This window comes from Sphingomonas sp. Leaf23 (assembly GCF_001421585.1).
Taxonomy (GTDB): Bacteria; Pseudomonadota; Alphaproteobacteria; order Sphingomonadales; family Sphingomonadaceae; genus Sphingomonas.
On record NZ_LMKR01000003.1, the window covers coordinates 229,405 to 242,366 of the forward strand.

The 12,962-nt window shown below is 67.8% G+C and carries 9 protein-coding genes; 7 read left to right on the forward strand and 2 right to left on the reverse strand.

Annotated features, from left to right (window positions below):
• Positions 1-2: 2 nt before the first annotated feature.
• Entirely contained in the window at positions 3-485 is a 483-nt protein-coding gene (gene greB / locus ASE67_RS09410) for a transcription elongation factor GreB (protein WP_055759921.1), read from the reverse strand.
• The gene (locus tag ASE67_RS09415; protein WP_055759924.1) at positions 482-2,530 is read right to left on the reverse strand and encodes a lytic transglycosylase domain-containing protein; all 2,049 of its coding nucleotides are present in this window, start codon (positions 2,528-2,530) and stop codon (positions 482-484) included. The genes greB and ASE67_RS09415 overlap by 4 nt, the downstream gene beginning before the upstream one ends.
• A 78-nt stretch (positions 2,531-2,608) precedes the next feature.
• Here ASE67_RS09415 and dapA point away from each other — a divergent pair, with 78 nt between their 5' ends.
• From dapA to ASE67_RS09455, 7 genes are all read left to right on the forward strand, one after another.
• Entirely contained in the window at positions 2,609-3,493 is an 885-nt protein-coding gene (gene dapA / locus ASE67_RS09420) for a 4-hydroxy-tetrahydrodipicolinate synthase (RefSeq protein ID WP_055759927.1), read from the forward strand.
• Positions 3,494-3,546: 53 nt separating this feature from the next.
• A complete protein-coding gene (locus ASE67_RS09425) occupies positions 3,547-6,159 on the forward strand; it encodes a GAF domain-containing hybrid sensor histidine kinase/response regulator (RefSeq protein WP_162236342.1) in 2,613 nt (870 codons plus the stop codon).
• A 191-nt stretch (positions 6,160-6,350) separates the two neighbouring features.
• Complete coding sequence (gene smpB / locus ASE67_RS09430; protein WP_055759935.1) at positions 6,351-6,833, forward strand: SsrA-binding protein SmpB; 483 nt, start codon at positions 6,351-6,353, stop codon at positions 6,831-6,833.
• Positions 6,826-7,434, forward strand: coding sequence for a DUF2062 domain-containing protein (locus ASE67_RS09435; RefSeq protein WP_443025558.1), 609 nt, complete (start codon positions 6,826-6,828; stop codon positions 7,432-7,434). Before smpB ends, ASE67_RS09435 begins: the two co-directional genes overlap by 8 nt.
• A gap of 311 nt (positions 7,435-7,745) precedes the next feature.
• Positions 7,746-9,809, forward strand: coding sequence for a M13 family metallopeptidase (locus ASE67_RS09445; protein WP_055759940.1), 2,064 nt, complete (start codon positions 7,746-7,748; stop codon positions 9,807-9,809).
• A 349-nt stretch (positions 9,810-10,158) separates the two neighbouring features.
• A complete protein-coding gene (locus tag ASE67_RS09450) occupies positions 10,159-12,546 on the forward strand; it encodes a hybrid sensor histidine kinase/response regulator (protein ID WP_055759943.1) in 2,388 nt (795 codons plus the stop codon).
• A 56-nt stretch (positions 12,547-12,602) separates the two neighbouring features.
• Positions 12,603-12,956 (forward strand): response regulator, encoded by a 354-nt coding sequence (locus ASE67_RS09455; RefSeq protein ID WP_055759948.1) that lies wholly within the window; start codon positions 12,603-12,605, stop codon positions 12,954-12,956.
• Positions 12,957-12,962 lie beyond the last annotated feature (6 nt).

A 12,962-nucleotide genomic window follows, 5' to 3' on the forward strand; every position in this document is an offset into this window, starting at 1 on the left:
CGTCACGGATAGGTGATCGCCATCACCTCATATTCCTTCGCCCCCGCCGGCAGCACGACGGTACGCACATCGCCGACCGCGCTTCCGCGGAGCGCGCGCGCCATCGGCGAGTTCCAGCCGATCCGACCGCTGCCGGCATCCGCCTCGTCATCGCCGACGAGTTCCAGCACGCGGTGGTTGTCGTCCTCGTCGGCGATGGTAACGGTCGCGCCGAACCATGCTCGGCCACGCTCGGTCTGGGTGGTGGGGTCGACCACCCGCGCCGCCTTCATCCGCTTGGCAAGGAAGCCCAGCCGTCGGTCGATCTCACGCAGGCGCTTGCGGCCATAGATATAGTCGCCATTCTCCGACCGGTCGCCATTGCCGGCGGCCCAGGCGATGACATCGACCAGCTTCGGGCGCTCGCTCCCCAGCAGCTGGTCATATTCGGCCTTCAACACGGCATAGCCCGCGGGCGTGATGTAGTTCGGGCGCGGCTCGGTCATCCCGGTCGGTTCTTCCCCAGATACCAGCTAAGGTTGTTCGGCCCGCGCGACCGCGCCTTGTCGGTGTGGATCAGGTCATAGACGACCGCATTTTCCAGCACGCGCTGCACATAGCCACGCGTCTCGCTGTACGGGATCTTCTCGACCCAATCGACCACGTCGACGCCGGGCGTACGCGGGTCGCCATTGGCGCGCAGCCATTTGTTCACATTGCCGGGCCCCGCATTATACGCTGCCACCGCCAGCGGATAGCTGCCGCCGTAATAGTCGAGCATCCGCTGGATGAAGCTCGACCCCAGCGCCATGTTGTACGACGGGTCGTTGAGCGACGTAGGGCTGTACGACAGCCCCAGCTTGGTCGCGGTTTCCTTCGCCGTGCCGGGCATCAGCTGCATCAGCCCGCGCGCGCCGGTGCGGCTGACGGCGGTGCGGTCGAACTGGCTTTCCTGCCGCGCGATGGCGTGGATCAGCGTGAACTGGTCGCGCTGCGCGCCGCTGACCGGGACCGAGGGATAGCCCGCCAGCGTATAGTCGCTATGCCCGTTCACCAGCGCGCTGCGCCCGACCATTACGCTCAGGTCGGGGCGATCGATCGCCTGCGCCAGCTCGACCGCCAGCGCATGGTCGGTGTCGCTGCGCGCATCCTCGGCGATCTTGCGGACGAACAGTCCCTGATCGGCATATTGCCCGGTGCGACCCAGATAGCGCGTCGCCTTCACCACGTCGCTGTTCATGTACGCCGCGCGCACCGTCGGCGGGATCGCGGCCGGATCGGCGGTGTTGCTCGGTGCGCGCAGCGGCCGGCCGATGCGTTCGCTGGCGAGCTGCCCGTAATAGAGGTCGCCCAGATCGGCGGCCTGCGCATACCAGCGATCGGCGGTCGGCCGGTCGCCCGCCACCTCTGCCGCGCGACCGGCCCAGTAATAGCCCTTGGTCCTGACCGTCGGTGTGCGCGATCCGCTGGCATAGCGGGCGAACATGCCCGTCGCGTCAGACGGCCGGTTCAGCTTTTGCAGCGCCAAGGTACCCGCCAGCCAGGCGAGGCTGGTATAGTCGTCGCGCTCGCCATAGCTGGCATCGGCGATGACCGTTCCGGCGGGGAAGGCGTCGTCGATCTGCGATGCGATACGATAGGCGAGGTCGAACTGACTGTCCGCCTGCGCGCCCTTCGCATTGGTCAGCAGCACCTCCAGCCATTCCTCGACATCACCCGGCGTCCGCGACAACCGGCGCGGTTGGGCGAGGTAGGATCGCGCCGCCACCGACTGCCCGGTCGCGCGCAACCAGCTGGCGCGGTCGGCGATATAGCCCGGATCGGCACGATCGACGCCCGGCTGCTCGCCGCGCACGCTGGCATCGGCCGCGCTGGTGCGAAACGCGATGCGCGCGTCGAAGGTCGGACGCATCGCTGCCGAGACATAGCCGGCCTGCCGGCCGGCGGCGCTGGTCGCGCCCTGCCACAACAGCCGGTCCATCCGCGCGTCGTGATCCTGTGGCGTCAGCGCGGAGGCGAACCGGCCGAGCAGCTTCGCTTCGTCATTGGTGCGCAGCGCACCCCGGCGCCACGCAGCGCGTGCCGCCTCCTGCGCCTCGGCCATCCGCCCGGACGCGGCCAGTGCCTCCGCCATGCGCAGCCGTCCGGCGGCGGTCATCGGCGGGAACCGGTCGAAGAATCGCAAGGTTGTCGCCGGGTCCTGCGCGCCATCGGCCAGCACCGTCTCCGCTGCCGCGCGCCGGCTGGTTTCCCCTGGGAAACCCGGATGCGCCAGCAGGAACCGGGCGTAGTCGGTGAAGGGGTAATTGTCTGATTGCTGCAACCGTTTCCAGTCGGCCAGCACCGGCTGGATCGGGTCGTAGGCGGGTGCGGCCACCGCCGGCCTTGGTCCGTCAAGGACGAAGGGGCGGGGCGGGGTTACCGCCTGGACGACCGGAGCGGGCGGGGCAGCGGTCTGGGCCGGCGCGGCGGGGTGGAACATCCCGGCGGCCATGGCGGCGCTCGCGACGCCGGTGAGCAGGAACGCGCTCTTGAACACGGTGGTCAGCATACTGGACATGATATGGAAGGCCGCCCTATCTGTCGCCACCTTTTCGGCTCAAATCCCTGTCTGTGGAGCGCGTTTTCCATGTTTTCCGGCTCGATTCCCGCGCTCGTCACCCCGTTTGCCGACGGTCGGTTCGACGAAGCATCGTTCCGCGCCCTGGTCGACTGGCAGATCGAGAGCGGGTCGAGCGCGCTCGTCCCCTGCGGCACCACCGGCGAAGCCGCGACGATGACGATCGAGGAGCATGATCATGTCGTACGCGTCTGCGTCGATCAGGCGAAGGGCCGGGTGCCGGTGATCGCCGGCTGTGGATCGAACGACACCGCCGTCGCGCTGCACCACATCCATGCGGCAAAGGCTGCGGGCGCCGCCGCCGCGCTGCTGGTGCCGCCCTATTACAACCGCCCCAACCAGGAGGGCGTGTTCCGCCATTTCGAGGTGCTCGCGTCGCAGGGCGGCCTGCCGATCATGCTCTACAACGTGCCTGGCCGCACTATCACCGACATCAACGTCGAAACGGTCGAGCGCATCGTGAAGGCGTTTCCGCAAGTCGTCGTCGGGATCAAGGACGCGACCGGACAGATGGCGCGCGTCGCCGAACATCGCCTGCGGTGCGGCACCCGCTTTGCCCAGTTGTCGGGCAATGACGACATGGCGCTGGCGTTCAACGCGATGGGCGGGGTCGGCGCGATCTCGGTCACCGCCAATGTCGCGCCGGCGCTGTGCGCGGAATTCCAGGACGCCTGCACCGCCGGCGACTTCGCGCGGGCGCTCACGATCCAGGACCGGCTGTACCCGCTCCACGCCGCGCTGTTCAGCGATGCGTCGCCGGGACCGGTCAAATATGCGCTGGGCCGCGTCCGTCCGGGCTTCCCGACCGACCTGCGCCTGCCGATGACCCCCGCGTCCGACGCATCGCGCGCGGCGGTCGATGCCGCGCTTGCCCATGCCGGGCTGGTGCGCTGATCCGGGACCGTCCCATTGCCGCGGCGGCGGCACCCGCGTAACACGTGATGCATATGCCAAACGGACATCTCTCGATCCAGACCGTTACGGGGGCGGAGATTGCCGCACATGACTGGGCGGCGCATCCGCTGGGGCCGATCGAAGGCTGGCCGGTATCGCTGCGGTCGCTGCTGGCGATGATGCTGTCCTGCCCCACGCCGATGTTCCTGGCGTGGGGACCGGAGCTGCACTGCTTCTACAACGACGCCTATCGCCCGCTGCTGGGCGTGCGGCTGCCGGGGTCGCTGGGCGAGCGGTTTGACATCGTGTGGTCGAACATCTGGGACGAACTGGTGCCGCTGGTCGACAAGACCATGGCCGGCGGCAATGTCGTCGCGACCGACATGAAGCTCGACCTGGCGCGCACCGGCGAACCGGAGGACAGCTGGTGGAGCTTCACCTACTCCCCCGCCTTTGACGATGCCGGAAAGATCGCCGGGCTGCTGTGCGTGACCGGCGAGACGACCGCGCGGGTCGTCGCGGAGCGGGAGCGGGCGGCGGCGGACGAACGGCTGCAACTGGCGCTGTCGGCGGGCCGCAATATCGGCGCGTGGGACTGGGACGTGCAGGCCGATATCGTGCGCGCCGATACCCGCTTCGCGCTGCTGTACGGCGTCGATCCGCAGACGGCGGAGGAGGGGGCACCGATCGGTCGCTTCTTCGAGGGTATCCATCCCGACGACCTGATCGAGGCCCAGCGTGCGGTCGAACGCGCGATGGACCCGGCCGGCGACGGTACACTGGTTGCCGAATACCGGGTCGTCGGCCATGACGGCGGCTTCCGCTGGGTATCGGCGCAGGGCCGGTGCACCTTTGACGACGCTGGCCGTCCGCTGCGCTTTCCCGGCGTCAGCTACGACATCGACGATCGCAAGCGGGCCGAGCTGGCGGCGCTGTCGGCCAAGGCCGAGCGGGAGTTCGTGCTGTCGCTGAGCGCGCGGCAACGCGCCGCGACCGACCCGGATGCGATCATGCGCTTCACTGCCCGGTCGCTTGGCGAATGGCTGCGGGTGTCGCGCGTGGCGTTCGCCCGGATCGCCGCCAATCGCGTGCGCTACATGGGCGGATGGAACGACGGGGTGCTTCCGCCGCTGATCGGCGAACATTCGCTGGACCGCTTCGGGCGGGACAATACGGCGCTGCTGCGTGCCGGGCGCACGGTCGTGTCCGACGATTTCGCGATCGATCCGGCCTTTGCCGAGAGCGACGCGTCCTCCTATTCCGCCCTGTCCGGCCTGTGCGTGCCGCTGCGCCATGACGGGCGGCTGGAGGGGTTGCTGATCGTCGGCCATTGCAGTTCGCGCCACTGGCTGCCGGGCGAGATCGCGTTGCTGCAGGAAGTGGCGGAGATCAGCTGGGTCACCGTCCAGCGCGCTGACGCGCTGCTCCGGCTGGAGGCGAAGGTCGGGCGGCAGGATGCGCAGCTCGAACGCGTCGCCACCGAACTGCACAACGCCGCCAGCGCCCGCGCCGCTGCCGAAACGCAGGTGCGCCAGTTGCAGAAGATGGAGGCGGTGGGCCAGCTGACCGGCGGCATCGCGCATGATTTCAACAATATGTTGGCGGTGGTTATCGGCGGGCTCGACATGATCGAGCGTCGCGTCGCCGCCGGGCGCGGTGATGTCGGCCGTTATGTCGAGGCGGCGAAGGACGGCGCGACCCGTGCCGCCGCGCTGACGCAGCGGCTGCTCGCCTTTTCGCGCCAGTCGCCGCTGTCGCCCGAACCGGTCGAGGGCAATCGCCTGATCGCCGACCTGACCGAGCTGCTGACCCGGACCTTGGGCGAACCGATCGCAGTCGAAACGGTGCTGAGCGCCGGGCTGTGGCGCGCCGAGGCTGATCGGGGGCAGCTGGAAAACGCCATCGTCAACCTCGCGGTCAACGCCCGCGACGCGATGGAGGGTGGCGGCAAGCTGACCATCGAGACCGCCAACGCCCATGTCGGCGACGATTATGCGCGGGAGGCCGACATGGCCGCCGGGCAATATGTGATGATCGCCGTTACCGACACCGGCACCGGCATGGCGCCCGAGGTGCTGGCCAAGGCGTTCGAACCGTTCTTCACCACCAAGCCGGTCGGGCGCGGCACCGGGCTGGGGCTGAGCCAGGTGTTCGGCTTCGTGCGCCAGTCGCGCGGCCATGTCCGCATCTATTCCGAACCCGGCGTCGGCACGACCGTCCGCCTGTACCTGCCGCGCTTTTACGGTGAGCAGCCGACGCCTACGCCGCGGGCGACGATGCTGCCGGTGCGGCGTGGCGATCCGGGTGAGACGGTGCTGGTCGTCGAGGACGAATCGCGCGTCCGCAGCTTCTCGGTCGAGGTGCTGCGCGACCTGGGGTACGCCGTCCTCCACGCGTCGAACGGGCCGGAGGCGCTGGCGCTGCTCGAACAGGGGGTGCGGGTGACGCTGTTGTTCACCGACGTCGTGATGCCCGGCATGACCGGGCGCGAGCTGGCCGACCGGGCGCTGGCGATGCGGCCGGGCCTTCGGGTGCTCTATACGACCGGTTATACGCGGAATGCGGTGGTGCATAACGGCGTGCTCGATCCCGGCACGCGGTTGTTGCCGAAACCGTTCGGCGTGGACGAACTGGCGAGGAAGGTGCGCGAGGCGCTCGACGCCTGAAGATCCTCCCCGCTGCGCGGGGAGGGGGACCATCCGCAGGATGGTGGAGGGGGGTGTCCGCGCACGCAACCGTTGCATTGCGCCGTGAACCCCCTCCACCACGCCCTGCGGGCGCGGTCCCCCTCCCCATGTTATGGGGAGGATCGTTTGCGACGCTTCCCCTTGGCCGTCCGACACCCTATGTCCCGCGCATGAGCCGTCCGCGCCCCCAATTGTTCGACAAGAAGAAAACCGTCGCCGAAAACCGCCGTGCGCGGTTCGATTACGAAATCGACACGGTGTACGAGGCCGGCATCGCGCTGACCGGAACCGAGGTGAAGGCGCTGCGCTTCGGCGAAGGGTCGATCGCCGAAAGCTATGCCGACGTCCGCGACGGGCAGGTGTGGCTGATCAATTCGAACGTCCCCGAATTCAGCCACGGCAACCGGTTCAACCACGAACCGCGTCGCCCGCGTAAACTGCTGCTTCACGAACGTGAGATAAACAAGATGCACGGCGCGGTGGCGCGCGACGGCATGACGCTGATCGCGCTCTCCGTGTATTTCAACGGCAAGGGGCGGGCGAAGGTCGAACTGGCATTGGCCAAGGGGCGCAAGACCCACGACAAGCGCGAGCATATCAAGGAACGGGACTGGAAGCGTGAACAGGGAAGGTTGCTCCGCGACCGTGGCTGACCCGCGAGGCGACGACGACCGGCGGCTGGGTGCGCGCGCACTGCGCTGGATTCGCGCCAATCTGCCGACGCGCGAATCGATGGAGGCGAACCGTTTCCTCCGCCCCGTCGCGCACCGCGTTCTCGCCCCCGAATTGTGGCGCTTCACCCGCCGCTCGGTCCCGCGTGGCGTGGCGCTGGGCATGTTCACCGGCATCCTGATCCCGCTCGGCCAGATTCCAGCGTCCGCCGTCCTCGCGCTGCCGCTGCGCGCGAACGTCCCGGCGGCGGCGCTCACCACCTTCTTCACCAACCCGATCACGACGCCGCTGCTGTTCATCCTGTACTACAAGGTCGGGGCATGGCTGCTCCACATCGACCGCGTGGTGCCGGGCGATCCGATCGGCGACGCGGTCGCCGCCCCGCCGGGCTGGCTCGAATGGCTGGTCGCGGAGGTCGGGCCGGCGACGGCGCTCGGCATGGTGGTGTGTTCGGTGATCGGCGCGGTGCTGGGCTATGCCATTGCGGCGCTCGGCTGGCGGTGGTGGATCGGCACCAAGTGGAAGCGGCGCGGGCATGGCAAATTTAACGCAGGTTCCACGGATTCCGTTCGTCCTGAGTAGCCGCTGAGCCTGTCGAAGCGGCGTATCGAAGGACCACCACAGGTGCTTCGATACGGGTCTTCGACTGCGCTCAGCCCCTACTCGGCACGAACGGTCTTTCTTCTGACCATCTCCCCGCCGTTTGCTTCGAGCGCAAGTTCGAGCCTGTCGAGAAGGGGTTTCCCCAAGCGCCCCGTTCTCGACGCACGCTTCTCGACAGGCTCGAAGCTGCTCGAACCGAACGGGAGAGCATGTGCGGCAAACCAGATATTGACGATCGATAAGCCGGGGTGCAGCATTGCGGTATCACCCGATACGAAGAGGCTTATTCGATGCGGCGTAGTTTCGTCCTCACCACCCTGCTTGCGGCGTCGGCCCTGTCGGCCTGCACCACCGCGCCGACCGGCCCGGTCGAAACCGCCGCCACCACGCCGGCGCCTGCAGCCGAAGCAGCAGCGCCCAAGCCCGAGATCGGCGATTTCGGCTTCGATGTCGCGGGCATGGACCGCAGCGTGAAGCCGGGCGACAATTTCTACAAATATGCCAACGGCAACTGGGAAAAGATCACGCCGATCCCGGCCGACAAGTCGAACTACGGCATGTTCACCGCGCTGGACGACCTGTCGAAGACGCGCACCCGCGAACTGCTCGACGCGGCGAAGGGCGATCCCAATTCGAAGATCGGCGTGGCTTATGCGACCTATCTCGACCAGGCGGCAATCGAGTCGAAGGGTCTGGCCCCGATCCAGCCGTGGCTGACTGAGATCAAGGGCCTGTCGTCGAAGGCCGGCTATGCCGCGCTGGCGGCCAAGGCGGCGCAGTCGGGCGTCGGCGGGCCGTTCGGAGCCTATGTCGGCCCGGATGACAAGCAGCCGACCGTCTATGCACTGCAGACGTCGCAAGGTGGCCTGGGCATGCCCGACCGCGACTATTATCTGTCGACCGACGCGAAGCTGGTCGAACAGCGCAAGGCGTATGAGGCGCATCTTGCCAAGATGCTGACGCTGGCCGGCGAACCCAATGCCGCCGCCCGCGCCGCCGCGATCGTCGCGTTCGAAACCCAGATCGCCAAGGCGCACTGGACGCGGATCGAAAGCCGCGATGCGAACAAGACCTATAACAAGATGGCCGTCGCCGAGCTGCAGCGCCGTGCGCCGGGTTTCGACTTCGCGACCTATTTCCGGGGTTTGGGCGCCAACACCACCGACGTGATCGTCGCGCAGCCGACCGCGTTCACCGGCATGGCCAAGGTGATCGGCGCCGCGCCGCTCGGCGTGCTGAAGGACCAGATGCTAGTCCGCTCGCTCGACAATTTCTCCAGCGTGCTGCCCAAGGCGTTCGATGCCGAGAATTTCGCCTTCTACGGCACCGTCCTGTCGGGCACGCCGCAGCAGGAGGAACGCTGGAAGCGCGCGGTCGACTTCACCTCGGACGCGGTCGCCGATGACGTCAGCAAGGCTTACGTCGCCAAATATTTCCCGCCCGCGACCAAGGCGGCGGCGGACGAACTGGTCCGCAACGTAACGCAAGCGATGGGCCGCCGGATCGACAATCTCGACTGGATGGCGCCCGAAACCAAGGCGAAGGCACGCGCCAAGCTCGCCGCGTTCACGCCCAAGATCGGCTATCCGGATCAGTGGCGCGACATGAGCGACCTGACCATCACGCCGGGCGATGCGTACGGCAACATGGTCCGCGCGAACCAGTGGCAGCAGCGCTACAACGTGCAGCATCTGGGCAAGCCGATCCAGAAGTGGGAATGGTTCATGACCCCCATGACCGTGAACGCGTACGCGAACCCGGTGATGAACGAGATCGTGTTCCCCGCCGCGATCCTGCAGCCGCCCTTCTTCGACCCGAACGCCGATCCGGCGGTCAATTACGGCGCGATCGGCGCGGTGATCGGGCACGAGATCAGCCACCATTTCGACGATCAGGGCCGCAAGTACGACGTCAACGGCAGCCTCACCGACTGGTGGACCGCCGAGGACGTGAAGCGCTTCGAGGAACGCACCGCCGCCCTCGTCAAGCAATATGACGCGTACGAGCCGCTGCCCGGCCTGCATGTGAAGGGCGAACTGACGCTCGGCGAGAACATCGCCGATCTGGCCGGCCTGACCGCCGCATGGGACGCCTACACCCATGCCTTTCCGAACGATCAGAAAGTGATCGACGGCTTCGGCCCCGAACAGCGCTTCTACCTCGGCTGGGCGCAGGTGTGGCGGCGCAGCTACCGCGAGGCGAATCTGCGCCAGCGGCTGCTGACCGACCCGCACAGCCCGTCCGAACAGCGCGCCTGGGTCGTGCGCAACCTCGACCCGTGGTATTCGGGCTACAAGCCGGCGATGGGCGAATATCTGTTCCTGCCGCCCGAAAAGCGCGTGCGCATCTGGTAAGGGGGTTTCGGTTTTTCCCTTCACATCGTGTTTCGGCGTCGGCCGGGGTACGGTGTGTGGGAAGCGAACTGCCCTAAACCAAACCCGTGCCCCCGCGCAGGCGGGGCCCCAGGGCCAAGAGCGCCAACGTCAGCCCGCTTGACCCTGGGCCCCCGCCTGCGCGGGGGCACGGAGTTAAAAGAGCATGACGCCAATAGCATCGTCGACTCGTCCCCGCCTGCGCGGGGGCACGTCGTTGATCGAACAGCGGACGTGCGCCGCCCGCAAAACCCCACACGCCCCGCGTGCGCGACGGATCACCCGACGCCCCGCTTGACGCCACCCCCCGAACCACCCCAACAGCCTTGTCATGCTGTCGAAATCTCCGTCCGTCGCTTCACCGGTCCTGCCGCTCGCCATCGCGCTGGTCGCAGGGGGATTGGCGGCGGCGCTGATCCTGTGGACGATCGGCAGCGTGCCCGTCGCGATCGGCTTCGTCGCCGCGGCGATTATCCTTGCCGGCATCGCGCTCGGCCTGCGCCGCTGGACCAGCGACAGCGTGGCGGCGGAACCCGTGGTCGACTGGTCGCTGGCGCAGACGCTGGCATCGGTCAGCCCCCATGCGCTGGCCGTCACCGACCGCGCCGGGCGGCTGGTGTGCGCCAATGACCGCTATGCCGCGCTGTTCGGCGGCTATCCGACCCCGCCGGGCGTGCTGGGCGATGGCGTCGATGCCAGTGCGCTGGCCAGCGCGGCGCGGGCCGCATGGCGCGACGGCGATGCGAAGGTGACCGTGCGACAGGGCGACGCGTCCATCGTGGCGACGCTCGCCCGTGCCGGCGAATCGATGCTCGTCTGGCGCTTCGAAGGGGGGCAGGTGATTGCCGAGGCGGTGACGATGCGCGCGATGATCGCGGGTGACGCCGGCGAGCGGCTAGGTACGGCCGGCGTCATGGTCGCGCTGCTCAGCGCCGATGGCCGCATCCGCGCCGCCAACCGCGTGTTCCGCGCCCGCGCCGTCGGGAACGAGGATGCCACGATCGAGGGGCGCGACTTTGCCCGCTTCCTCGTCACCGACAATCGCGGGCGGGTCCGCTTCGAACGCGAAGGGCTGGGCGGCGACCCGTTGCGCATCGTGCAGGTGCCGTTCGTCGACGATCCCGCCGGGCCGATGCTGGTGGCGATGCTGGACGAAGAGGAAGCGCCGGTCGGCCTGATGCCGATCGCCGCGCCCGGATCGGCGGCGCAGGTCCGTGCGCTCGTCTCGCTGCTGCCGGTCGGCATGGCGCTGGTCGATCGCGACGGGCGCTTCCTGCACATGAACGACGCCTTCATCCGCGCGACCGGCGTCAATCCGGTCGCGCCGCCGCTCTATCCCGGCGATCTGGTGGTGCGCGAGGACAAGGCTGCGCTGGCCGATGCCGTCCGCCGCTTTGCCGGGGGCGCGCAGCATAGCGCCGACATGGCCGTGCGGCTGAACGATCGCACCGACGAACCGGTCGCGCTGTCGATCGCCGGTGCCCGCGGGTTGGGCGAGGCTGCCGTGGTCCTGTCGCTGCGGGACACGGGCGAGGAGGGCAAGCTGAAGCGCCAGGTGGCGCAGGCGACCAAGATGCAGGCGGTCGGCCAGCTGGCGGGCGGCGTCGCGCATGATTTCAACAACATCCTGACCGCGATCATCGGGCATTGCGACCTGATGCTGATGCGCCATGCGCCCGGCGACAGCGATTATGACGACATCCAGCAGATTCGCGCCAATTCGAACCGTGCCGCGAGCCTCACCCGCCAGCTGCTCGCCTTCTCCCGCCAGCAGACGCTGCGCCCGCAGGTGCTGCAGCTGCCCGACGTGATTTCGGAGGTGTCGAACCTGTTGAAGCGTCTGCTCGGCGAAACCGTCCAGCTGGTCGTCAATCATGGTCGCGGGCTGGGGTCGGTGCGCGCCGATCCGGGGCAGCTCGAACAGGTCGTCGTCAACCTTGCGGTCAATGCCCGCGACGCGATGCTCTCGCAGGGCGGCAACCGCAACGTGCTGACCATCGAGACGCTGGCGACCAGCGCGCAGGAAGTCCGTGCGATGGACGACGACGTGCTGCCGGTCGGCGATTATGTGACGCTGAAGGTGTCCGACACCGGCACCGGCATCCCCGCCGACGTGCTGCCCAAGATCTTCGAGCCGTTCTTCACGACCAAGGAAGTCGGCAAGGGCACCGGCCTCGGCCTTTCCACCGTCTATGGCATCATCAAGCAGTCGGGCGGCTATATCTTTGCCGAATCGCGTGCCGGGCAGGGGTCGACCTTCACCATCCACCTGCCGGTCCACGCCGCCGCCGCCGAACCGCCGCGGCTGGGCACCAATCCCAAACTGAAGGCCGAACCGGCCGAACCAGCCTGGGGCACCGGCACGATCCTGCTGGTCGAGGACGAGGACATGGTCCGCGCCATCGCCGAACGCGCGCTGACGCGGCAGGGCTATACCGTGATGACTGCCGAACATGGCGAGGCGGCGCTGGAGCTGCTCGCCGACCGGCCGCATATCGACCTGCTGATTTCCGACGTGGTGATGCCGACGATGGATGGTCCGACGATGGTCGGCCATGTCCGCAAAGTCTATCCGACGCTACCGATCCTGTTCATGTCGGGCTATGCCGAGGAACAGTTGCGCCGTTCGATTGATCTGGATCAAGTATCGTTCCTGCCAAAGCCGTTTTCGGTCCAACAATTAGCCACCGCCGCGCGCGATGCGCTGGCAAAGTCCTGAACAGCCCGCGAATTCGGTTGCAGTGTTCCTGCTTTGACCGCTAAAGGGCGGCCGTTATGACCTCGCCTGCGCGTATCCTCCTGGTTGAGGACGAACCCCTGATCGCCATGATGCTCGAGGATTTCCTCGACATGCTCGGCCGCACCGTCGCCGGCACCGCCGACAGCGTGGCCGCCGCCGTGTCGGCGATCGACAAGGGCGGCATCGACGGCGCGATCCTCGACGTGCATTTGCGCGGTGGGGAAAAGAGCTGGCCGGTCGCGGATCGGCTGGCAGCGGCGGGCATCCCGTTCGTGCTGGCGACCGGCGGATCGGGCGACACCATCGAACCCGCCCATCGCGACCGGCCGGTGTTGTCGAAGCCGTTCACGATGGATGCCGTGGAAAAGGCGCTGAACGATCTCGGTTGACCTCCC

What these genes read in the sequence shown, in the direction of transcription:
- greB (WP_055759921.1), bottom strand. Translation starts at nt 485, where the DNA reads ATGACCGAGCCGCGCCCGAACTACATCACGCCCGCGGGCTATGCCGTG.
- ASE67_RS09415 (WP_055759924.1), bottom strand. Translation starts at nt 2,530, where the DNA reads ATGCTGACCACCGTGTTCAAGAGCGCGTTCCTGCTCACCGGCGTCGCG.
- dapA (WP_055759927.1), top strand. Translation starts at nt 2,609, where the DNA reads ATGTTTTCCGGCTCGATTCCCGCGCTCGTCACCCCGTTTGCCGACGGT.
- ASE67_RS09425 (WP_162236342.1), top strand. Translation starts at nt 3,547, where the DNA reads ATGCCAAACGGACATCTCTCGATCCAGACCGTTACGGGGGCGGAGATT.
- smpB (WP_055759935.1), top strand. Translation starts at nt 6,351, where the DNA reads ATGAGCCGTCCGCGCCCCCAATTGTTCGACAAGAAGAAAACCGTCGCC.
- ASE67_RS09445 (WP_055759940.1), top strand. Translation starts at nt 7,746, where the DNA reads ATGCGGCGTAGTTTCGTCCTCACCACCCTGCTTGCGGCGTCGGCCCTG.
- ASE67_RS09450 (WP_055759943.1), top strand. Translation starts at nt 10,159, where the DNA reads ATGCTGTCGAAATCTCCGTCCGTCGCTTCACCGGTCCTGCCGCTCGCC.
- ASE67_RS09455 (WP_055759948.1), top strand. Translation starts at nt 12,603, where the DNA reads ATGACCTCGCCTGCGCGTATCCTCCTGGTTGAGGACGAACCCCTGATC.